The sequence below is a fragment of the Lysinibacillus canaveralius genome, from assembly GCF_047301505.1.
In the GTDB taxonomy this organism is placed as follows: Bacteria; Bacillota; Bacilli; order Bacillales_A; family Planococcaceae; genus Lysinibacillus_B.
Genome location: NZ_CP154840.1, coordinates 2,987,442 through 3,010,951, shown reverse-complemented (window position 1 = coordinate 3,010,951; position 23,510 = coordinate 2,987,442). Strand labels below are relative to the sequence as shown.

The 23,510-nt window shown below is 38.9% G+C and carries 20 protein-coding genes; 13 read left to right on the top strand and 7 right to left on the bottom strand.

The annotated features are described in order from the left end of the window. Positions 1-20 precede the first annotated feature (20 nt). Complete coding sequence (locus AA0Y26_RS15260) at positions 21-1,430, bottom strand: Mur ligase family protein (protein WP_413362940.1); 1,410 nt, start codon at positions 1,428-1,430, stop codon at positions 21-23. A gap of 442 nt (positions 1,431-1,872) precedes the next feature. On the opposite strand from AA0Y26_RS15260, the gene AA0Y26_RS15255 reads away from it, so the two are divergent. Next, positions 1,873-2,652: a C40 family peptidase gene (locus tag AA0Y26_RS15255; protein WP_413362939.1), complete on the top strand. Its 780-nt coding sequence runs from the start codon at positions 1,873-1,875 to the stop codon at positions 2,650-2,652. A 78-nt stretch (positions 2,653-2,730) separates the two neighbouring features. Here the strand turns inward: AA0Y26_RS15255 and AA0Y26_RS15250 are convergent, their stop codons facing one another. Beyond that, positions 2,731-3,285, bottom strand: a complete 555-nt coding sequence (locus AA0Y26_RS15250) for a DJ-1/PfpI family protein (protein WP_413362938.1) — start codon at positions 3,283-3,285, stop codon at positions 2,731-2,733. Positions 3,286-3,605: 320 nt separating this feature from the next. Between AA0Y26_RS15250 and AA0Y26_RS15245 the strand changes: the two genes are divergently transcribed. The 3 genes from AA0Y26_RS15245 to trhA all read left to right on the top strand — a co-directional run bounded on the left by AA0Y26_RS15245 (position 3,606) and on the right by trhA (position 7,874). Next, on the top strand, positions 3,606-5,081 hold the full coding sequence (locus AA0Y26_RS15245; protein ID WP_413362937.1) for a protein adenylyltransferase SelO: 1,476 nt from the start codon (positions 3,606-3,608) through the stop codon (positions 5,079-5,081). 203 nt (positions 5,082-5,284) lie between these two features. Then, entirely contained in the window at positions 5,285-6,484 is a 1,200-nt protein-coding gene (locus AA0Y26_RS15240; RefSeq protein WP_413362936.1) for an iron-containing alcohol dehydrogenase, read from the top strand. 748 nt (positions 6,485-7,232) lie between these two features. Next, complete coding sequence (gene trhA / locus AA0Y26_RS15235) at positions 7,233-7,874, top strand: PAQR family membrane homeostasis protein TrhA (protein ID WP_413368233.1); 642 nt, start codon at positions 7,233-7,235, stop codon at positions 7,872-7,874. Positions 7,875-8,065: 191 nt separating this feature from the next. Here the strand turns inward: trhA and AA0Y26_RS15230 are convergent, their stop codons facing one another. Next, a complete protein-coding gene (locus AA0Y26_RS15230; RefSeq protein WP_413362935.1) occupies positions 8,066-9,313 on the bottom strand; it encodes an OFA family MFS transporter in 1,248 nt (415 codons plus the stop codon). 689 nt (positions 9,314-10,002) lie between these two features. On the opposite strand from AA0Y26_RS15230, the gene AA0Y26_RS15225 reads away from it, so the two are divergent. Beyond that, positions 10,003-10,521, top strand: coding sequence for a hypothetical protein (locus AA0Y26_RS15225; RefSeq protein ID WP_413362934.1), 519 nt, complete (start codon positions 10,003-10,005; stop codon positions 10,519-10,521). A gap of 72 nt (positions 10,522-10,593) precedes the next feature. Here AA0Y26_RS15225 and AA0Y26_RS15220 read toward each other — a convergent pair whose 3' ends face one another. Beyond that, complete coding sequence (locus tag AA0Y26_RS15220; RefSeq protein ID WP_413362933.1) at positions 10,594-11,103, bottom strand: DUF3231 family protein; 510 nt, start codon at positions 11,101-11,103, stop codon at positions 10,594-10,596. Between the two features lie 309 nt (positions 11,104-11,412). Between AA0Y26_RS15220 and AA0Y26_RS15215 the strand changes: the two genes are divergently transcribed. From AA0Y26_RS15215 to AA0Y26_RS15195, 5 genes are all read left to right on the top strand, one after another. Continuing rightward, a complete protein-coding gene (locus AA0Y26_RS15215; RefSeq protein ID WP_413362932.1) occupies positions 11,413-11,946 on the top strand; it encodes a D-glycero-alpha-D-manno-heptose-1,7-bisphosphate 7-phosphatase in 534 nt (177 codons plus the stop codon). A 140-nt stretch (positions 11,947-12,086) separates the two neighbouring features. Further along, on the top strand, positions 12,087-13,208 hold the full coding sequence (locus tag AA0Y26_RS15210) for an endospore germination permease (protein ID WP_413362931.1): 1,122 nt from the start codon (positions 12,087-12,089) through the stop codon (positions 13,206-13,208). Further along, on the top strand, positions 13,180-14,646 hold the full coding sequence (locus AA0Y26_RS15205) for a spore germination protein (RefSeq protein ID WP_413362930.1): 1,467 nt from the start codon (positions 13,180-13,182) through the stop codon (positions 14,644-14,646). The genes AA0Y26_RS15210 and AA0Y26_RS15205 overlap by 29 nt, the downstream gene beginning before the upstream one ends. Continuing rightward, the gene (locus AA0Y26_RS15200) at positions 14,643-15,788 is read left to right on the top strand and encodes a Ger(x)C family spore germination protein (RefSeq protein ID WP_413362929.1); all 1,146 of its coding nucleotides are present in this window, start codon (positions 14,643-14,645) and stop codon (positions 15,786-15,788) included. Before AA0Y26_RS15205 ends, AA0Y26_RS15200 begins: the two co-directional genes overlap by 4 nt. Before the next feature lie 148 nt (positions 15,789-15,936). After that, a complete protein-coding gene (locus AA0Y26_RS15195) occupies positions 15,937-16,395 on the top strand; it encodes a GyrI-like domain-containing protein (protein ID WP_413362928.1) in 459 nt (152 codons plus the stop codon). Between the two features lie 79 nt (positions 16,396-16,474). On the opposite strand, the gene nspC is transcribed toward AA0Y26_RS15195, so the two are convergent. Together nspC and AA0Y26_RS15185 are read right to left on the bottom strand one after the other, a co-directional pair. Beyond that, positions 16,475-17,614, bottom strand: coding sequence for a carboxynorspermidine decarboxylase (gene nspC, locus AA0Y26_RS15190; RefSeq protein ID WP_413362927.1), 1,140 nt, complete (start codon positions 17,612-17,614; stop codon positions 16,475-16,477). Between the two features lies 1 nt (position 17,615). Continuing rightward, complete coding sequence (locus AA0Y26_RS15185) at positions 17,616-18,842, bottom strand: saccharopine dehydrogenase family protein (RefSeq protein ID WP_413362926.1); 1,227 nt, start codon at positions 18,840-18,842, stop codon at positions 17,616-17,618. A 345-nt stretch (positions 18,843-19,187) separates the two neighbouring features. On the opposite strand from AA0Y26_RS15185, the gene AA0Y26_RS15180 reads away from it, so the two are divergent. After that, on the top strand, positions 19,188-19,715 hold the full coding sequence (locus tag AA0Y26_RS15180) for a hypothetical protein (RefSeq protein ID WP_413362925.1): 528 nt from the start codon (positions 19,188-19,190) through the stop codon (positions 19,713-19,715). 209 nt (positions 19,716-19,924) lie between these two features. Here the strand turns inward: AA0Y26_RS15180 and proC are convergent, their stop codons facing one another. Next, positions 19,925-20,722: a pyrroline-5-carboxylate reductase gene (proC, locus tag AA0Y26_RS15175; RefSeq protein ID WP_413362924.1), complete on the bottom strand. Its 798-nt coding sequence runs from the start codon at positions 20,720-20,722 to the stop codon at positions 19,925-19,927. 185 nt (positions 20,723-20,907) lie between these two features. Between proC and AA0Y26_RS15170 the strand changes: the two genes are divergently transcribed. Both AA0Y26_RS15170 and tig read left to right on the top strand, forming a co-directional pair. Beyond that, positions 20,908-21,906, top strand: coding sequence for a tetratricopeptide repeat protein (locus AA0Y26_RS15170; protein ID WP_413362923.1), 999 nt, complete (start codon positions 20,908-20,910; stop codon positions 21,904-21,906). Positions 21,907-22,011: 105 nt separating this feature from the next. Continuing rightward, on the top strand, positions 22,012-23,301 hold the full coding sequence (gene tig, locus AA0Y26_RS15165; RefSeq protein ID WP_413362922.1) for a trigger factor: 1,290 nt from the start codon (positions 22,012-22,014) through the stop codon (positions 23,299-23,301). The last annotated feature ends 209 nt before the right edge of the window (positions 23,302-23,510 follow it).

The following is a 23,510-nucleotide window of genomic DNA, read 5'->3' as shown; positions in this document are numbered from 1 at the left end:
TTGGTCAAAACTGCGGCCGCTTATCGACTTGGAAAAGCGTCTAAAATCCGCTTTACCGTTTCGATATCGTCCTTTGTTTTTAACTGGAAGGTAATATCGTAAGCTTCAGGTCCCATACCGGTAATCAAAATCCACTCATTTTCTTCGGCATTCAATATGGCTAATTCAATAGCCACTGTTCTGTCAATAATAACTTGATGGGGAAGGAGGTAAGTCAAGTATTTTTCATATAAGGTTTTTGGGTCATGGCCCTCAACCTTATCCAAGGTGAGAAAAGTTTGAGAGCTATAATGTTTAGAGACATCTAGCATGGCATCATACTTTGCCTGATAACGGTTTGTCCTGAAGCCGAAAATATGTGTTATGCCAGAAGGCTGGAATCGTTCAATTGTCTGGAAGCATTGAATTAGAGCATCCGCCGTATGAGCATAATCAATGACGATTTTGCTTCCGTTTAGACCGTTAAAAATTTGAAATCTGCCCGGTACACCGTTAAAGTCGATCAAGAGCTGCTGAATCATTCGAATAGGAATTTGGAAATAGTCTGCTGTTAGTACTGCTGCTATACAATTGTAATGATTGTGGACACCAGCTAATGGGAGGTAGAAGGAAAATGACTCTGCTCCGTTCGATAGTTCAAAGTGCTTCAAATAATCACTTTTGAATTGGATAGCTGCCTGCTGACCAAAAACTATTGGCCGCTTAACGCTGGTAGCTAGCTGCCGTCCCCAATTTTGGTCCCCATTAATGATTGCGGCCCCGGATGCTTTTAATTGGCCAAACAAACTTGCCTTTACTGCAAAATACTGCTCCATTGTTTCATGATAATCTAAATGGTCGTAATCTAGATTGGTAAAAATAAGGGCGTCGAATTCAATACCATAGACTCTGTGTTGGTGAATACCGTGGGAGGATACCTCCATCACGACGAATTCATCCGAGGAAATGTCCATAAGCTCATAAAATTTTACAATATCCATTGTCGTATTAGTAGATAGAATTTCCCGCTCATTAACAATGTTCGTAACAGTACCAAGTAGAGCGGTCTGGTAACCATAGCTGCTAAGTAAATAGTGAAGTAAATAGGCTGTTGTTGTTTTACCATTTGTTCCTGTAATACCGATCAGCTTTTTTCGAGCCAAAGCCTCAGGGTGCAGCAAAGATAAAAGCTCAGCTAAAAAACGCCGGCTGTCAGGCACGGTAACATAGGGTACACCGCAGTCAAAGTATTTTTTTTCACCAAATATGATGACAGCGCCATTTTCAATTGCTTGGTCGATGTAACGGTGTCCATCGGTTTGGTTGCCTTCTATGGCAACGAAGGCATAGTGCGGCTTTATATCACGGGAGTTATTACTCACGCCTGTAATTTCAAGAGAAATGGGTATCCTAGTATTCAACAGCCTCCATACAATTTCGTCTAATTTCATGTAATTAAGCTCCTTCAATCATAAAAGGCGGCATGCAGTGTATAGGCCTATCCTTCCATTTATCGTTGCGTTGTCACAGTTACTGATGATTTTCAACGAGATAGTATTAATAAATTTAGGGTGAGCGGTCAAAGAAAAAACATACGTATCATTCATGTACTCTATTGGAGAAATCTGCTTATTTTCCTGATTTTAAAGGAGGCATTAATAGCAGACCTTAAGAAGAGAAGAGGTTCATTCAGCCTTAATGAAAGAATGGCTCTCCGATATGTATATTGCCCGCAAAACATGATAGAAAAGGTAAATTGAAAAGAAAGAGGGGGTTTTCCTTTAATTTGTATTTGTATTGTTATGTTTCTGATATATTACTGTAATATATTTTCTGTATTATCATTTAAGTGTTAATGATTAATAAATATATGATATACATAGGAGATACATTATGGGAAAGAATAAATGGGCTGCGAAATTGGCGGCTGTTGCTTTAGGTTCATCAATATTTTTATCATCATTTGGTTCAGCTTCTGCTGCTTCTTATACAGTTAAGTCAGGTGACTCGCTTTGGAAAATCGCGGTACAGCAAGGTGTAACAACGCAAAAATTAATGCAGTGGAATAAATTATCATCAGGTATGATTTATCCTGGTCAAAAGTTACAGCTGAATGCCGGAACTGCTGCCGCTTCTCCAACTTCAACTACGTCGTACACAGTCAAGGCAGGGGATACACTATCAGGTATTGCTAAGAAATACGCTGTGACATATCAGCAGCTTGTGCAATGGAATAAGTTATCGTCTACAAAGATTTATGTTGGGCAGAAATTAAAGGTAAACGGATCTACTGCTGTTGCTGCTGCACCAGCGAAAAGTAATATTGTGAATGTAGCAAAGAAATATTTGGGAATCAAATATACATATGGTGGTGTATCACCAAGCAGAGGTTTTGATTGTTCCGGGTTTGTGACATATGTCTATAACGAAGCGGGTAATTCTACACCACGCAGAACAGCGGCAGGTTTTTATAATGCAGCACAGAAGGTAAGTACACCGCAAGTAGGAGATCTTGTGTTCTTTAAAGGTACGACTTCAGGGCCTGGTATTACACATATCGGCATTTATATTGGGAACAATCAAATGATCAACGCTAGCAGCGGCGGTGTAACAATCGCCAATGTTTATAACTCTTATTGGAAAAAACATTTGGCAGGGTTTGGCCGTATATAGGAAAATGCAAAACAGTTGGGGTACACTATGTGTCCCAACTGTTTTATTGTCTAGGTTTTATAACGCATTAACCGCAGTCTATTTTTCAAGCAAGGAAATAAATTCTCTCATTAGGCCTGGCAAATCTGGCCATGCATGACCACTAACGAGATTATCGTCAACATGCAAGTCTTTTTCGATATACTTCCCGCCTGCTGCTTGAACTTCTGGTTTGCAGGCGATATAGGCTGTTAGCTCCCGGCCATTCAATACTTCCGGGATCGTAGCGAAGATTTGGGCTGCGTGGCAGACGGCGGCAATCGGTTTGCCTTCGTCAAAAAAGTGTTTCACAATACTTGGTACAGACTCATTTAAGCGGATATACTCTGGTGCTCGGCCACCTGGAATAATGAGACCGTCATAGTCTTCCGGGTTGATACTGCCGAAAGCTTCATCAGCTCCAAGGCCATAAGCCGGCCTCTCGATATATGTGTCCATACCTTCCACAAAATCATGTACGACTGTCTGAAGCTTTTTCGCAGAAGGTGCAGCAATCGTTACCTCATATCCTGCTTCAAGGCAACGATAATAAGGGTAATAGATTTCCAATGCTTCTACTGCATCGCCAGCAAGGATCAACACTTTTTTACTCATGTTCAACGCCTCCTAAAATTGTGGTACATGTATTACATTCCCTCTAGAAGATAAAATTCCTTGTGAAAGGGTACAAATAATACAATGGATCTAGCAGGAATGAAGCAGCGGGAGTGAAGAAATACTAACGGAAGCTTTTTCTTTCATCCGCTAAATTAATGTCTCTCCTCAGTTGTTTTGCTGTCTGTAAAGTAACAGATATTTAGTGAAAGAAACAAAAGCAATATATTTGTGTTTTCTCCTATAGGTTCAGGTAAACTTAAATAGAGGAACGTAATTAATGAAAAAGCGCTAACACAATTAGCAGAAAAGAGGTTGGCATGGCGAACGAAAAAAACATAGGAAATGCAGGGTGGCACTTGGAGAATAGCTATAAAACGCTACCATCTTTTTTCTATTCTGAAATAGAGCTAAATCCCGTTTCAAAACCGGAATTGGTTATACTAAATGATGCGCTGGCTAAAGAGCTTGGACTTGATGCAGATGTTTTACGTAATGAGTATGTAGTGGATGTTTTCGCTGGAAATGAGATGCCTAAAAACGGTGCACAGATTGCCCAAGCTTATGCGGGACATCAATTCGGCTATTTTAATATGCTTGGGGATGGGCGTGCTCTTTTAGTTGGTGAGCAGATTACACCGGCTGGAGACCGCTTTGATCTTCAATTGAAGGGATCAGGAAGAACACCTTATTCACGTCAAGGAGATGGGCGTGCAACATTAGGACCAATGCTGAGAGAATATATAATTAGTGAGGCGATGCATGCTCTTGGTATCCCTACCTCCCGCAGTCTTGCTGTAGTGAAAACTGGAGAGCCTGTCTACCGGGAGACTGTGTTAGATGGAGCTATTCTGACACGTGTGGCGGCGAGTCACATTCGTGTGGCTACTTTCCAGTATGCTGCTAAGTTTGGAAGCTACGAGCAATTGAAGGAGCTGGCTGATTATACGATTGATCGTCATTATCCAGAAGTTGCACAGGAAGAAAATCCTTACCTTGCACTATTTGAAAAAGTGATGGAGCGTCAGGCATCATTAGTAGCCGGATGGCAGCTTTTCGGTTTTATCCATGGGGTAATGAATACGGATAATGTAACGATTAGCGGAGAGACGATTGATTACGGTCCATGTGCTTTTATGGATACGTATAAACAGGACACGGTGTTCAGTTCAATTGATACACAAGGCAGGTATGCTTATGGTAATCAGCCGCAAATAACCGGCTGGAATTTAGCTCGATTTGCAGAAAGTCTATTGCCGCTCATTCACGAAGATCCAGAGCAAGCGGTGGAAATGGCACAGGAAAAGTTAGAAAAATATCCCAACTACTTTTATGCTGTGTGGCTACAGGGAATGCGAGCAAAACTGGGGCTTGTTACGGAAGAGGCAGAGGATTCACAGCTCGTGAAGGCTTTGCAGGAGGCAATGGAGAAATATGAGGCAGACTATACGAATACTTTTAGAGCGTTAGCGGAAAATAGCCGTCCGGTTAATTTGTTCTTTTCTTCTTCTGAGTTTAAGGAATGGGAGCAGAAATGGCATGAACGATTAGAGAATCAAGGAACATCTCTGGAGGACGTTTCAGATTTAATGTTACGCAGCAATCCAGCCATTATTCCACGGAATCATCGTGTGGAAGAAGCGCTGGAAGCGGCTGTTGAAAATGCTGATTACACTGTCATGCAGCAGCTGTTAGAAGCATTAGAAGACCCTTATAAGCTAGCAGCGGAACATAAACATTATGCAGAGCCGCCAGATAAGGGTTGCGGACCATACCGCACATATTGCGGGACGTAGTAAGTTTTCGAACAGAATAAGAAAAAAGAGCAGTGAGGCTGTAGTCATACGATATGAAAATACGTGTGTCTTCAGCCTTTTTTGCTGGGCTCCTTAGAAGGTATCTGATATAAAGTAATGAAGATATGGAAACATTTGACTTTATCGAACTAGTAATCTATAAAAAGGTAGAAGGTCAATTTAAGAGGGAATGAGGGGGAAGGATGTATAAAACATATTGTCGTGCCTATCAGAAAACATTTAAATTTGCATCTCGTTTTTTAACATGGCGTACACCGGAGTTATTAGAAGGAGAAAACAGCCTGCTAAAGCTGCCCGCACTTGTGAAGAAAAAAGGGCTTCAGCGTATCCTGATTGTTACAGATCAGGGGGTTGCTCAATTGGGATTGATGGACCCGTTGCTAGAGGGGCTGCAAGAGCAGCAAATTGACTATATTATGTATGATAAGACTATACCAAATCCGACAATCGATAATATCGAGGAGGCGTATAGGTTATACAAAACGCATAGCTGTGAAGGAATTATTGCATTTGGCGGGGGTTCGCCAATGGATTGCGCGAAGGGTGTAGCAGCACGTGCGGCGCGCCCTGATTTGCAGATTCCGCAAATGAAGGGAACACTAAAAGTCCGAAAGGAGATGCCTCCATTTTTTGCGATCCCTACTACTGCGGGAACAGGTAGTGAAGCAACAGTCGCAGCTGTCGTATCAAATAGTAAGACTCATGAAAAGTATGCAATCAATGATCCGGTACTCATTCCACACTATACGGTACTTGATCCCTTATTAACTATTAAGCTTCCCCGGCATATTACCTCTACAACCGGGATGGATGCGCTGACACATGCCGTAGAGGCGTATATTGGGAAAAGCACTACCGAAGAAACACGCTGCTACAGTCGTGAAGCGGTCGAGTTAATTTTTAGTAACTTATATACTGCGTATGTAGACGGTGAAAATCTAGAGGCACGTAAAAATATGCAAAAGGCAGCCTACTTGGCAGGCATGGCATTTACCCGTGCCTATGTAGGGAATGTCCATGCGATTGCTCATACACTTGGGGGGTTTTACGGTGTACCTCATGGTTTAGCCAATGCCGTTATATTACCTTATGTATTGGAGTTTTATGGTGAAACGGTATATAAGCCGTTGTCGGAACTTGCAGGAGCGGCTGGAATAGGCGATGCAGGGCAATCTCCTGAGCAGAAGGCGAAGCAGTTTATTGAAGCGATTAAACAATTAAATAAAGAGATGGATATACCGAATAAAATAGAGGGTATCGTCAATCGGGATATACCGATAATGGTGGAAAGAGCCCTCCAGGAAGCGAATCCGCTCTATCCTGTACCGAAAATCCTTAACAAAGATGAAATGTTTTATCTATATCAAATCATTCAACCATAATAAAAGATGCGGCCAGACAATGGCTGCATCTTTTATTGCGAATGAGAAAATATATGTTTTCAATCCGCATAGGCAAGCACATCATTTCGACTATTATAATCGAGATGACTCTTTTTGAATTCCCCGCTCGTAAAGCATTTGCAATTATGATGAAATTTATTCGATACGTAAATTTTTATATTCTATAATTCCGTGGATAGTAAATCTGTTCAATAATATTGAACTCTCTCTTTATTTTTTAGGAAGAATGACTCTGGAACAGTTACGAATGTATAGGCGTCCTATTCTAGGTATTTAAGATTTAAAGATATCAGCTGACTGCAAAACACTTGTCATATCGATTTGAAGTTAGATAGGGCAGGGCAGCGAGCCATATGTTGTACAAAAGACCCCGTCTCATGCTCCCAGCTAGATACAGCTTGTACTGCCAAGCGGTACTATACACACTCTCTATTCATGAGGGATATTGCTTTTGCATTGTGACAACCGAGTATATTTAAAAGCTGCAATGGAGAAAGCCGTTGAGTAAATGGTAAAATACCCGTTTTCTTTTCGAAAAAAATGGCTATAAAAACAATAGTGGCAAGCGAAGTAATCCTAACTATCTTCATAGCAGTTCACTGACACTCATTACTTTGTTTTAAACAGCTTTGAGTAAACCATTATATTTGTCATCCTATAATCATGACATGTAGCGGTACACTCCATTCATTTTTTGTAGCATACTAGAACTAAGAGGTGATGTATGATGACGCAAGCAATCGTCATGGAATCAGGCTATAGTAAAAAAGAAGAATTTTGGAATGCAGTCACGCATGGTCTTGGCTGTGTATTGGCTATCCCGGCACTTGTTTTATTAATTAATAAAGCAAATGGAAATGGGTCAACGTTGGAATTGACAAGCTATATTATATTCGGTATTTCAATGATGCTGCTATTTTTATGTTCTACACTGTATCATACGGTGCCAGTGCATAAAAGTTTTTTCAAGAAACTTGACCATAGCGCGATTTTTCTATTGATTGCAGGTACATATACACCGATCGCGCTCATAGCAATTGGTGGAAAGTTAGGATGGGCTATTTTTTGGATTGAATGGGCTTTGACGTTAATTGGGATTATTTTAAAACAATTTTTTGTTTACCGTTTCAAGGCGCTATCATTACTTATATACATCGGTATGGGCTGGCTTGTAATTTTTGCTTACAAACCGGTACATGCTCATATTGGAACAGAAGGCTTCCTCACATTACTCGCAGGCGGCATTATTTATACAGCAGGAACGTATTTCTACAAGAATAAACGCATCCCTTATAATCATGCAATTTGGCATCTATTTGTACTGGGAGGCTGTATAGCGATGTTCATGAGTGTATATTTCTTCATTTAACTAATTAATAAAACCTTGGCTTGAATATTGCCAAGGTTTTTTTGTTATACGGATGATATTCATAAATACATATAGCGTTATTCTTGGACTACGTTATTTCTAAATAGATAAAGAAAAGAGAGGATATACACTCGATAAGGGAGCGTACATCCTCTCTTTATTTTTGAATCACCTTGAAGCTGACGATTACTTTATTGAGCCGAAGCTTCTTGTAATTCTTCCGCTGCTTGGATTTTCTTTTTCTTTACTACATCATGACGCATCCATAGTGAGATACAAAGCGAAATCGAAATCAATACAGAGAACGTATAGAATACAGGGATGTAGCTGCCTGCAGCATTATAGATACTAGATACAATCAGTGGACCAAAAATTCCGCCAAGTGACCAAGTTGTTAGTAAGTAGCCATGGATAACACCAAGCTGTTTTGTACCGAATAGGTCACTTGCAAAGGCAGGAAGGTTAGAGAAACCACCGCCATAGCAGCTAACTACTAGGAAAATGAATACTTGGAACAATAGAATATTTGTTGTGAATGGTAATGTCACAAAGGCTACCAATTGAATCACAAAGAAAATGATAAAGACGTTTTGACGACCAATATAATCTGAAGCTGCTGCCCAAATTAAGCGTCCGCCGCCGTTGAATAATCCCATTAGACCAACCATTGTTGCAGCACCTGCTACAGATAGACCGACTACTTCCTGAGCCATTGGAGATGCAACGGAAATCATCATTAAACCTGCTGTTACGTTGATTAAATGCATAGACCAAAGCATCCAGAAGTTCTTTGTTTTTACAGCTTGACGTGCTGACATTTGTGCCAATGCTTTGCTTGTTGTATCATATTTCGAAACATTCAATGAACCCTCTGCTTTTGGAGGAGCAATATATGAAGCACCTAAGAACATTAATACAAAATAACTAATACCAAGGATGAAATAAGTATTTGAGATACCGACAGCTTCCATTAAGTTTGTGGCAACTGGTGCTGTAATAAGTGAACCTGCACCAAATCCTAAAACTGCCATCCCTGTTGCTAAACCGCGGCGATCAGGGAACCATTTAACAAGAGTAGATACAGGAGCGATATAACCAATACCCATCCCTAAACCACTAAGAAGACCGTATGTGCACCAATATAGGACAACTGAATCCATTGCGATGGCCACTCCGGCACCTGCTTGTCCAAGACCGAAAAGTACTGCAGCCAGCATGGCTGATTTACGAGGACCTTGTTTTTCTACAAAACTTCCAAATAAGGCTGCCGCAAAACCGGCAAGACCCATCATGATTGTAAAAGCGATCGTAACGTTTGTCATACTCCAACCCAATTGAGTTGTAATAGGATTTTTATATACACTGTATGCATATGCCCCACCGATCGATAAATGGATAGCAATAGCGGAAAGTGCAATTAACCATTTGTTTTTCTTCATATTTTCTCTTCTACCCCTTTATTTTGTTTTGGTGGAATTTGTTCGCGAATAATTCTAGATATCAAGATAACATTACCTAACATAATAGCGCAATAGTTTTTTTCTAATAAAATAGTTTCGTGAAATAGAAAAAAAGGGTTGCTACGCAGAAAATAATGACGTTTATTTGTATTATAACAGGTGGGTGTAAAATGAATACAATGTAGTATTTTCAATGTTTTAAGTGTTATATAATGAATATATAACAGTGTTGAAGCATGAATCCGAAAACAAGATTTATGAATGAAAAAAATATTTTTTGATTAAGAGAGAAAATAATGTATTAAGATAGTTATTTCTAAAATAAGGAAAACAATTTATCGTTTTATTCGTTACTATACATAATAAAATGTAAATAACTGCCCGGTCTTCAAAAAACATTGGGTAATAATGGACAAATAAATAAGGAGAGTTTTTTCGCCCCCCGTTTTATGATGTATAAATAAGGATGATTCTAATAGGATGACTTACATTGGATTACCGATTTAGTGATCTAGTATGCTTTTAACTTTTTTAGGGGGAGTACTGATTTATACACCTATAATAGAAAAGATCTTTCGCGTTTAGGCGAACAACTTTTTTTCATCATGTATTCAAGCTATAATAGTATAATTAGAATTGTAAGTAAGAGTGGAAGAAAGGAAATCTTCATGAAAAAACTGTCAACTTTATTATTCATCATTTTCAGCCGATGGGGGCTTGTGGTGTTCCTAAGCTATTATGCGATTTTTTATTTGATCATTTTAGAAGTTTTCCCTTCTTCTTGGATGAACGATATTGCCGCGTTTGTGGAACCATATTATGTAACACTCCGTTATATAGGAATCTTTATGAATATAATTATTTGTATAATGACGATTCGTTTTCTAATAAACTATTTGCAATATAAAAACTACATCATTCGTAGAAAAACTTTATCCTTTGTAATTGCAGCGAGTATTATACAAATGCTGAGTTTCTTCTGTTATTCTAACCTGCCAATAGAGGCCTTTATAAATAATGAGCAGCTAAACGGGCTAAATCAGCTGTTCTGGAGTTTTAAACTCCATATCGTGGAGTTGATAGCTCTCTTCCTAACAGGCTATGTAGTGGCGTTTTATATTGGTGCGTTATCTCGTGTTCACTTTTTAACTGATGTCGTACTTGCGTCAAAAAAACCGAAGAAATAAACAATGCCGTCGATTGTCCATTTATTTGGCAATCAACGGCATTTTTATTTAAGTGATCCAAATTACAGCTCGTTATTGAAGATTCATCTGTGTATGAAGAGGCGGGGGGACAAGCCAGCCTTTGCTTTTATTCAATCGTAATAATTTCGCTCCAAGCTGAGCGTTAGAATAATGGAATTGCCCATACATTGTAGCAATATCTTCACGCGTACAAAGACCCATTGCTGTACTGCAGGCCATCAATCCCTTCGCTGCATTCATGGAAAGGGTAATACTGATTTCAGGGTCGTTGAAGCGTGCCCCAACTGGAATATCCTCCAGCTGTGCCACAGGGCGCTCTGGAGGCGCTGGAGGGAGACCTACTCCATTCATTTTTAAAATGGGAATCAACTGCTTATTTTCCTCTTCCATCATTGCAATAGCCTCTTCAATTAACTTACGTAAATCCGCATCCCCTGCATGGTTGTAGAAGGTTTGATAGGCGGCAATGAGTCCGTGGTTCGTTCCGATATTTGTCCAGATAGCAAAAATCTCTCCATAATTCAGTGGCTCTGCTTTTGGATTTCTTCCTAAAATACCCATAATAGCACTCCTTTTTGAAAATTTTATAAATCATTTTCCTTTCTTTATCGTTTGCAGAAAAAGCAGAAATATACATTTTTAATTATTTTTTTTTAGGAATATTTATCCACGATGTATTAAAAAATAAGTAACGAAGATTTATAACGGGGAATACTAGTGATGGTGCAGCTTCTAGTAATTAATCGTTTAGCAGAAAAGCTGTACAAGATACGATAACTTTTCTGCTTGAAAAAGGACAAATGTAAAAATAAAACAGTATACGGCACCTTCTGGCAAGGGGTTATTACTGAAAGAAAGGGATTGGATTAAATGAAGAAAGCGGTATTTCTAGACCGGGATGGTGTAATTAATGAAGTGCTGACCCATCGAGTGAAGTTTGTAAACAAGCCCAAAGATTTGTATTTTCTACCTCGTGTACCGGAAGCAATTAAGAAACTGAATGACCACTTCGATTATATATTTGTCGTAACGAATCAAGGAGGAGTAGGACTCGGGTTCATGACGGAGAAGCAGCTTATTAAAATCCATGATTTTATGATCGCTGAATTGAAAAAGGAAGGGGCTATTATCCAGGAGGCGGTTTATTGTGCACATAAGCCGAAAGCCGGGTGTGAATGCCGAAAACCAGGCAGTAAGCTGATCAAGGACCTTGCAAATAAATACAATATAAATCTTGGAGGGTCCTATATGGTAGGGGACACGGATACAGATATTATAGCAGGAAAAAATGCGGGGACAAAGGGTGTGTTTTTAGGGAAGAGTGATCCGCTGGCAGATGCTGTTGTTCCTGATTTATTTAGTGCTACTGAATGGATTATACGAGATACACAGCTATCAGTTTAGAAAAAAGAGCCTATTCAACACTCGATATACTACGATGGATACCTTCTGTTGTAGGCAGTAGATAAAACTGAATTTTTTCCAGTTATCGCATATTTTTTCATCTTCCCGTTAATACTAAGATGAAAAAATAGGTAGGAAAAATGACTAAAGGTGTAAAAATAAGTATTCTTCATGTAATTTTTTTATGTATGACGGTTATTGGTTTGAAAAATCATGTTACCATCCTGCCGCCCATTTTAGAAGTAGGGCACAGGGATGGCTGGTTAAGTGTATTACTTGGGGCAGTTTTTATTTTTCCATGGCTGTTTCTTCTAGCTTTTATAACAAAGAACATGAATGGGCAGCCGTTTATAAAAATAGTGCAAGATAAGAACGGGAAAGTAATTGCGCTCATTATTAAATTCATCATAATAGGAGAGATATTCCTATTAGGAGCTTTTACAATGATTGAAATGCTTCAGTGGGTCAATACGACGTTTTTACCTTATACCCCTATAATGATATTATTTATCATTTATTTTATTCTTTGTATGACATTAGCTGTTCAAGGGTTACAGACAATTGTAATTGCTAATGCAATCGTATTATTCATCGTTGTAATTCTTGGTTTTTTTGTGGCCTTTGCTAATATACGGGTGAAGGATTATAGTTTGCTGCATCCTATGCTAGAAAATGGAATGGAGCCAGTTCTGTTAGCAACCGTTTTTCCACTGGCAGGTTTTGTAGAACTCATATTTTTAGTTTTTATTCAACATCATGTAAAGAGTGGAATAAGGTTTAAACACTTTGCTCTAATGTTACTGCTGTTAGTAGGTTTGACGCTAGGTCCTTTAATTGGAGCGATTGTAGAATTTGGGCCAGATGAGGCTTCTAAACAGCGATACCCCGCATATGAAGAATGGGGCTTAGTAGTAATTGGTGAATTCGTTAACCATCTTGATTTTTTTTCTATCTATCAATGGATGACAGGTGCGTTTGTAAGAATTGGGTTTTATTTATTTTTAGTAACAGAAATTTTCGATATGGAGAAGCAGCCTAAAAAAGTCTGGACTTATGTGGCACCGCCATTCGCTGTCGTTTGTCTTGTCTTGATGTTAGTAGACGAGCAGACATATTTATTTATAAATAACTATCATTTTTTAATTTTTACTTGTTGCTTATTACTAGTGCTCGGAGTCATTTTTGCTTTGCTTATACGACGTAAAAAAGGTAGTAGGCAGGAGGAAATACGTAATGCAAATGAAGGAGATTACATTAAATGAGCTGAAGCAAAGATTCCAAAAGACAGGAGATGTAAAATTCCAGCAATTCATGTTTCAACATGAAACGGTTCACATCATCACTTGTGAAGGAATGGTTGATGACATTCTCCTTTATGAATTGGTTCTTCCAGAATTAAAAAAAGTGTTAGAGGACAATGAAGCAGATAATAAAGATTTAGAAAACATACTAAAGTTTCAAAGGCATCTAGAAATCTCTTTAGCCCTTCCACACCTCAAGAAAATAAGTAAAATTGAAGACTGCGAACGGCAATTGTTCACCGGTCAATGTCTTATTTACTTTGAAATCGGCCAAATACTATTTATAACGAATATATCAAATAAACCAAACCGCAAGCCGGAAGAAACCAATATTGAAGTAGCGGTAAAGGGACCGAGGGATAATTTCATAGAAGATTTATCTGTGAATATTGCACTTGTAAGGAAGCGTCTTCCAACTAACTCACTTATTGTTGAAAAAATGCAAATTGGGGAAAGATCTAAAACCGATGTGGCCCTCCTCTATTTTGAGGATATAGCTGATAAAGAATTGCTGCAAAAAATAAAGAATCAGCTAGGAAATGTAAAAGGAGACATTATATTATCAGGGGAAGTATTGATTGAAGATGTCAGCAAGAAACTTTCTATATTTCCCAAAACAGACTATACAGGGCGCCCCGATTTTGTTATGCAGGCATTAGTGAGAGGCCGCTTCGCACTATTAGTGGATGGAACAACATATGCAACATTGTTACCAACGAATTTTTTTCTGCTGCTAAAGTCACCTGAAGATAACGAATATCCTGTTGTGTACAGTTCATTCCAGCGGATATTACGTATTTTGGGTCTTTTACTGGCACTATTGCTGCCGTCTTTTTGGCTAGCATTGACGACATTCCATCAAGATCAAATTCCTGTTCAGCTGCTAGCAACGGTGGTACAGGCAAATACCGGCTTACCCTTGCCGTCTGCGCTTGAAATGCTCATAATGATATTTTTCTTCGAATTGTTCAGGGAAGCGGGTTTGCGGCTGCCAACTGTGATAGGCGGAACTATTAGTGTAGTAGGTGGTTTGATAATCGGAGATGCGGCTATCCGTGCCGGTATTACAAGTCCTGCCATGGTTGTTGTAATCGCTATTTCTACCATCGCAGGATTTACGCTTGTTAATCAGTCTCTTGTCGGCTCTGTAACGCTTCTTCGCATCGGATTTGTTATCCTTACTTCTTTTTTAGGGCTCTTTGGTTTTTTTGCTTGTATCTATTTTACCATTGCCTATTTAAGTTATATAAAAGTATTTGGAGTGCCTTATTTGAATATTGCGACTGATATGAGCTTGAATTCCCTTTTCAAAACAATCTTTAGGCTTAAAGGAGACGGATATGAAAAAAGGCCGAAAATGCTCAATACGAAAGATGATACGAGAAGAGTGAAGAAATGATGAAAAAATGGTATTTAATTTTTCTCACTACTTTCCTATTAGCTGGTTGCTGGGATGCTACTGAGCCTGAGAGAATGTATTATGTGCACGGATTAGGTGTAGATTATGTTGATGGTAAATTTAAAGTCTATGTTCAAATTATCGACTTTACTAACGTAGCGAAAAGTGAGCAGCCACAGCCAGATGCGATGCAGGCAGAAGTAGGCGTGGGTACAGGAGAAACTATGTATGAGGCAATCTTCGACTTATATCATTCCATAGATATGCGTGTATTTTGGGGGCATCTATCCTTTATCGTAATGTCTGAGTCAGCTCTGGAAGAAGGAAGAGCCAATACGGTAATCAACGCCATTGCTCGGTACCGTGAAACAAGATATCGAATTTGGTTGTATGGTACAAGGGATAAAATCTCCGATATTATGGTCGCAACGCCTATCTTAAATAAGTCAATTACAACCTCTTCACTTTCTAATCCGCGCAACCCTTATGAACAGGAATCCTATATTGCCCCTGTTAATTTCAGGCAATTTATCCTTAGGTTAAACGAGCCAAATCATGTGGTGGGGATTCCTTATGTTACATTAAATAAAGATTGGGAATCACAGAAGGGAAAGCAAGAAAAGATTGAGTATAAGGGAATAGCATTCCTTTCAAGAACTGAATTAAAAGGTATTTTATCAGGTAAGGATATACAGGGCATTCTATTCATGACTGATGAAACGGTGAGAACCCAAATAACCTATCTTTTAAAAGAGAAACCAATAACTGTTACGGTAGCTAACATAAAAATAGATGTAAAATCAAAATTTGTAGATGGGTCGTTTAAATTTGATATTAAGGTAAAACTTGATGCAATAGTAAGTGACTTCCATGCCGAAATAACAGAAACAGAGGTGAAGGAGTCGCTTAAAAAAGAAGTGGAAAAAAGAATAAAGGAAACGTATCAGAAGGGGCTTGAACAAAACATTGATATTTACCGCTTGTCGAATTATGCGTATAAACAAAACATAAAGAATTGGAAAAGTGTAGAAGAAGGCGGACATGTACCATTAAATAGTGATTCAATTGCTTCTATTCAAGTAAATATTGGGAAGCTAAGTGCAGCACGTAAAGAATTTACAGAAACAATTGATGATAATTAAAAAACTATGAAAAAGAGGGGGTACTGATATAAATTCAGTAACCTTTTTTTTCTTTTTTAACTAAAATAAAGTTGTAAATGAAAAAATGGTGTCCTAAAAGGTATTTAATAACTAGCTGAAGAATGGATAGTAAAACTAGTAATAAGAAATGGGGATACCAATGAAATGCCAGCACGTAACAAAAACCTTTAAAATAGTTGGACTAAAAGGGGAAGGCGCTTTCATGAATTTCGGGACAGAGGTTCCTGAGCTTGCGCAGCAGTTTCTTCATCGTATAGACGAAGTGAAGAACCACTCAGGTATTGAAATAGCTCTCTATGAGCCAAAAAGAGGTCATGATCATCAAGAAGGGCATTATTATGTAGGTGTAATGATAAACGAGCATGTAAAGAAAGTTCCCCCACAGATGAATTATATCGAAACAGGTGGGCATTATGCCATGACAAGAGGGAAACTAAAGGAAATTAGCAGCCTGTATGAGCATTTATTGAAATGGCTAGAGCAACAAGGGGATAAAAGAGATTTGACGCAATATATTGTGGAAACGTATCATCCAATGGAAGAAGGGGAGGAAAAAGTAGTGATTTATCTGCCGATCCATTCATAAAGTCCCTTCAATCGAAAAACAGCACCGCATTAGGGCTTCCCCTTTTGCAGTGCTGTTTTTGTTTTATAGCTGTTACTTCTTACGATAAGCGGTTTCGGTAATCTTCAAAGCCGAAAGAGCGTACAACTTTTACGCCTTCTTCTTCATTGTATAGGCAGATACTTGGCAGGTTCACGCCATTGAACATGTGCGTCTTTACCATTGTATAGTGTGCCATATCAGTGAATACTAAGCGGTCGCCTGCCTTTAACGGTTCATCGAAAGAATAATCGCCGATAACGTCTCCAGCTAGACACGTCATGCCGCCAAGACGATACGTATACTTTTTCTCGTTTGGCATTCCTGAGCCGATGATCATCGGACGGTATGGCATTTCAAGTGTATCTGGCATATGACAAGTAGCTGAAGTATCCAAGATAGCTAGATCCATACCGTTTTTAATTGTATCCAGTACAGTTGCCACCAAATAGCCAGTATTCAAAGCAATTGCCTCTCCTGGCTCCAAAATAACCTTTACATCATATGTTTCCTGGATGCGGTTGATTAATTTAATCAACAGTTCCACATCATAATCTTCGCGAGTGATGTGGTGTCCGCCGCCAAAGTTGATCCATTTCATTTGGTGCAGGTATTCGCCGTATTTTTCCTCAAAATGAACTAAAATACGTTCCAGCACGTCGGCGTTTTGTTCGCACATTGCATGGAAATGTATACCCTCGACACCATCAAGTTCTTCAGGTTTGAAGGACTCAAATGGAATCCCAAGACGCGAGTTTGTATAGCATGGATCGTAAAGAGGTGTTTCTACCTCGGAATATCCAGGGTTTACACGTAAGCCAATTGATACATGCTTATCAAGTGCCTGTACCTTTTCTTTATAACGAGCAAGCTGATCAAATGAATTGAAGACAATGTGATCCACGTACTTCAGGTATTCATCGATCTCATGATCTGCATACGCTGGGGCATAGGCATGCACTTCTTTTCCAAACTCTTCATACCCAAGACGTGCTTCAAATAAAGAAGAGGAAGTAATCCCCTTCAGATAGTCACGTGCCATTGGGAATGTTGACCACATGGAAAAGCCTTTCAGTGCAAGTAAAATATCGCAGCCAGTGCGGTCCTGGACAGATTTCAGTAATTCTAAGTTGCGTTTTAATAAGCGCTCGTCCACGACAAAGCTAGGTGAAGGCGCTTGTTTCCAATCGATCTGCTTCATCTTATTTAGCCTCTTTTGTTGTGAAATCTAAATCGATTAGTTCAGGGTTTTCAGTTTCGTGCCATGGAAGTCCCCATTTATTCAATGCATCCATGAATGGATCTGGGTTGAATTCTTCTACATTCCATACACCAGGTTTTTGCCATTCGCCATTCATGACAAGCATAGCACCAATCATTGCTGGTACACCTGTAGTGTAAGAAATTGCTTGTGAACCTACTTCACGGTAGCACTCCTGATGATCACATACGTTATATACGTAGTACGTTTTTTCTTTGCCGTCTTTGATTCCGCGAACGACACAGCCAATGTTTGTTTTACCTTTTGTTAGTGGACCAAGCGTTGCTGGGTCTGGTAAAACAGCTTTTAAAAATTGAATTGGCTGGATCATTTGACCTTGGAATTCGATTGGCTCGATTGAAGTCATACCAACGTTTTCTAAAACGCGTAAATGTGTTAAATATTTTTCACCGAATGTCATCCAGAAACGGATTTGTTTAAGGCCTTTAATATTTTTAGCTAAAGACTCTAATTCTTCATGGTAAAGAAGGTAGCAATCTTTTTCGCCGATTTCTGGTAAGTTGTATACCATTTTATGCTCAAGTGGAGCTGTTTCTACCCATTCTCCTTCTTTCCAGAAACGGCCATTTGCAGTAATTTCGCGAATGTTGATTTCAGGGTTGAAGTTTGTTGCGAATGGAAGGCCGTGGTCGCCGCCGTTTGCATCAACGATATCAATGTAATGAATTTCGTCGAAGTGGTGTTTTTGTGCATGCGCAGTGAATACGCCTGTTACACCTGGGTCAAAACCAGAACCTAGAAGGGCAGTAATACCTGCTTCTTCAAATTTCTCCTTGTAAGCCCATTGCCATTTATATTCAAATTTAGCTGTATCAAGAGGCTCGTAGTTTGCTGTATCTACGTAATGCGTCTTTGTTGCTAAACATGCATCCATAATCGTTAAATCTTGATATGGTAAAGCTACGTTGATTACCACATCTGGTTTAAATCCATTGATTAATTCAATTAGCTCTTCCGTATTGTCCGCATCCACCTGTGCAGTATGGATGATCGTTTTACCGCCGTCTAATTTTTCTTTTAAAGCATCACATTTTGATTTTGTCCGACTCGCGATCATAATCTCTTCGAATACTTCTGAGTTTTGCACACATTTGTGTACGACTACGCTGGCAACACCGCCAGCTCCAATAATCAATGCTTTACCCAATTTGTTGTCACGCTCCCTAGTGTATCAGTTTTTAAAACAAGATTGATTATACAGAATACTGACTTTGCTATCAATGGTTTTTTATCAATAAAAACGAATGTATTTTTAAGAACAGACTGTGAATAATAAAATGAAAATCAGACGGCAGGATTTTGATGGGCTGTTGTATAATTCAGAAATTAAAGGAATAAAGCAGCTTTTTTCTTCTCGAGGATTAAATTAAATAAAGTATTTAGTTGTTATCAATCGGGTATGTAGTTGTATAGGACAATACAACACGCTGTAACGTAACACGACAAGTACGCTTCGTATCCAACCTAAAATTTCAAAAAGAAGGTGATGGAGATGTCTAGTAGAGTGTTTATGTTAGGATTTATATTAAGCCGAATGCTAAATCCTTTGAGTTATACGGTTTTCATTTTATTTTTCATTCTAGTCAGCGTAAGCACTGGAGCAGTCATTCCGAAGCAGTCACTACAAGGGTTTGCTGAATTGATGAGTCCGCTGTATTTGCCGTTGCAGCTGACAAGTTTATTGGCTCATTTCATTGTTATTGGGTTGGCAATTAATTTTCTTTACCGTGTTATTGCGGAAGGGAAATATATCGTAAAACTGTCTACACTTGGATTTTTGATTGCCATTTCAACTGTACAAGTCTTTACCTATTTCTGTATGAATGCGTTGCCTCGTATAGGAACTCCTGGAGAAATGGAAAGACAGCTTGAGTTATTTACCCAGCAAAGCGCTCTAGGTTATTTTGAGCTGAGCTCTCTCTTGTGTATGGGTTTATTGCTTGCGCTTTATGTCGGTATACTATCGAGGGAAAAATTCAAGAAAAATATTGGCTTTATAGATGATACATTATACGAATAGCAGCCGCCAGCCCGATAAAAAGCCGGCATGCTTATTTCAATAGGTAGGAATTCCATAAATTTTTAGGAAAAATAATGGGTGTTAGGTTTACTCCTTTTAAAAAGGGGTATTATAAATTAGATTTCTGGATTTGGTACAATCCTAAAGAACATTCCTTCTATTATGAATGAATACGGGCGCCGTCCTCTAATGGGACTGGCGCCTTTTTATCATTGCAGGCTATGGTCTTTTTTTGTTACGGCAGTTACTGCATCATGAATAACGCCTTCAAAACGATTTGCCTGCAAAGAAGTGATCCCCTGGATTGTTGTGCCTCCCGGAGAGCATACCTGGTCTACTAATGCCATCGGATGCTCATTCGATTCCAATACCATTTGCGCACTGCCCAACACAGAGCTTGCAGCGATTTTAAGCGCCATTTCCTTTGGCATCCCTTCTCGTACTGCGGCACGGGCGAGTGAATCGATATAAAGATAAGTGAAGGCCGGAGAGGCACACCCGATTGTTGTGAAAATAGAAAATAAATTTTCCGGCAGCTCAACAATTGTCCCGATTGTCTCAAACATTTCTTCGACTAATTGCTTATGTGCATTTGAAGCTGAAACAGATGTTGAGTAACAGCTCGTTGAAGCACCAATGACAGCATTAATATTCGGCATGACGCGGAAAATCGAGGAATGTTCATGTAACTGTTCCTGTAAGTAGGACAAAGTTTTTCCGGCTGCCACTGATATAACAATTTGGTCTTTTCGTAAAAAAGTTTTTATAGTTGGCAGAATCGAAGGCAATACTTGAGGCTTGACAGCCAATACGACTATGTCCGCTTTTTTCATTAAATCTTCAATAGTCGCACAGCCCTGTATGCCATACTGCTGGACTAATTCATCTGTCTTTTCGTAAGAACGGTTCATTCCGTATATATGGTTTGTATCAAATTTTTTGCTTGTTGCCATGCCCTTTATAATGGCTGTCGCCATATTTCCAAGGCCGATAAATCCGTAGTTCATAATCATACTCCTTCTGATTTCGTAGCATATAGTATAGCACAAAAATATGGGTGGGATAGGTAGGAAGCATTGGTGGAGGGAAACATAATAAAAAATGAAACGTCTATTATACTTGGGATTGTTCAGGAAAGCATTCGCCTGTAGAATGGGTAATGATAGATGCATGGACCGGGAGTGATAGCTTTTTGAAAAAGAATAAGAAAAAACAACTGCCTATGTTTGAAAACGTTTTTGTATTTCCAGGAACTGTTGAAAAACTGTTGGATCAAGCACATACCTATACAGAAGATTATCAATATGATTTAGCGAATGATAAATTTGAAGAAGCTTTGCAATATACAACTGGCGATGAAATGACGCTGAGTGTGTATGCTTATTCTTTATATGAAACACGTGATTTTGAAAAGGCCAAGGAAATATGTGAACGGCTTCTTGAAATCGGGCCTTCTATGTACTTTGAAGCAATGGAGCTCTACTTAACGATTTGCATGCAATTACGCCAGTTTAAACAAGTAGAGAAAATCATTGAATCGTTAATGGAAGAAGAGGTCATTCCGGAAGAGCAGATGGATAAATTTACGAGGCTGAAAAATCTAAATGCTGATATTGCGGAGAATAAGCGCGTGCAGGAAGAAGTAGAGATTATTCAAGAATCAGCAGAAAATGATTTTTCAATTGACGTATTCCTTGAGAAAAAAACAGAAGAGCAGCTTGTTATCGTTCACGAATTAATGATGGCTAATATAAGACCGATTGCCTTTTCTCTCAAGACGATCATTGAACACGAACAAACTCATCCGTTTGTTAAGAGTCTAGTTTTGCTGCTGTTAGTCGAGCAGGAAGTGTCGATGGAAATTGAAGTGAAAAAATTTGACCGGTGCTTGAAGGTCAATCCAATAGAGCTCCAGCTGCCGACGAAAATGCCGCAATTTCAAGTGGTAGCAGAAATAATTATGAGAGAGCTGGAGCAGGAGCCATCGACGCTCGAGCTTGTGCAGCATTTAATTGCAAAGCATGCAATCGTTACCTATCCATTCGAATGGCTGGACTATGATAACGAGGGTGTAGCACAAAGTTATATTGAGTATGTAGGGGCAATGTTCGGCAAGATGCAGGAGATGGATTATGAAATTATTGACTTTCTCCATCACCTTGAAAAGCTGACAGAATTACAACATATGTGAAAAAAGTTGAAACTGAGCTCATCTATGATATACTAAAATGGTTGTCAAATCGTATAAAACGAAGAATTGGTACACAACCTTAAACTTATTTTGGAGGTCATCTAAATGTCAGTAAAATGGGAAAAACAAGAAGGTAACCAAGGTTTATTAACAATCGAAGTGCCTGCTACAGAAGTAAACAACGCTTTAGACAAAGCATTCAACAAAATCGTTAAACAAATCAACGAGCCAGGTTTCCGTAAAGGGAAAATGCCGCGTCCGTTATTTGAGAAAAAATATGGTGTGGAAGCTCTATACCAAGATGCTTTAGAAATCATCATTCCTGATGCATACTCTAATGCAATCGACGAAGCTGGCATTGAGCCGGTTGACTATCCAGAAATCGCTGGTACTGAAAACTTTGCTAAAGGCCAAGATTTCACATTCACAGCTACTGTAACAGTAAAGCCTGAACCAAAACTAGGCGAATACAAAGGGTTAGAAGTTACAAAACTTCCAACTGAAGTAACTGATGAAGAAGTAGAAGCACAAATTCAAGAGCAATTAGCTCGTAAAGCAGAATTAGAAATCAAAGAAGATGGCGCTATTGAAGAAGGCGACACAGCTGTAATCGACTTTGAAGGTTTCCAAGATGGAGAAGCTTTCGAAGGTGGTAAAGGCGAAGACTACCCATTAGAAATCGGTTCAGGTTCTTTCATTCCTGGCTTTGAAGAGCAATTAGTAGGCGTAAAAGCCGGCGAATCAAAAGAAGTTGTTGTAACATTCCCAGAAGAATACCATGCAGCTGAGCTTGCAGGTAAAGAAGCTACTTTCAAAGTAACTATTAAAGAAGTAAAAACGAAAGTACTTCCAGAATTAAACGACGAGTTCGCAAAAGAAATCGATCCAGAAGTTGAATCTTTAGAAGCATTACGTGCTAAAATTAAAGATCAAACTGTGGAACAAAAGAAAGCTGAATCAGAAGGCGCTCTTCGTGATGAGTTAGTAGAAAAAGCAGCTGCAAACGCTGAAATGGAAATTCCGGCTGGTATGATCAACACAGAATTAGATCGTATGGTGCAAGAATTCGGTCAACGTTTACAAATGCAAGGTATGAACCTTGAATTGTACTTCCAGTTCTCTGGTCAAACTGAAGAGCAATTGCGTGAACAAATGAAAGAAGATGCTGAAAACCGTGTACGCGTTGCATTAACTTTAGAAGCAATCGCTAAAGCGGAAAATGTTGAAGTATCAGAAGAAGATATTACAACTGAGCTAGATGCTATGGCTTCTCAATTTGGTATGACTGTTGACCAAATTAAAACAGCTTTAGGCGGCACAGCTATTCTGGAAAATGATGTAAAAACAAAGAAAACTGTAGAACTTTTAGTAGAAAATGCTAAAATTTCTGAATAATTTCAGATAAAATATACGACAGCGAAACACTAATCGTGTAGAATAGAGTTAATAAAAGACAAAACAAGGCACGGAACTTCCCGTGCCTTGTTTTGGCAGATAGATATGAATCTATCTAAACATTATATTACTCACCGAACAATCAGTTTAGATGAGTCTTTCTAAATAATTGAAAAGGACAAGTTTAGAGCTATACAACTGGCTTGTCA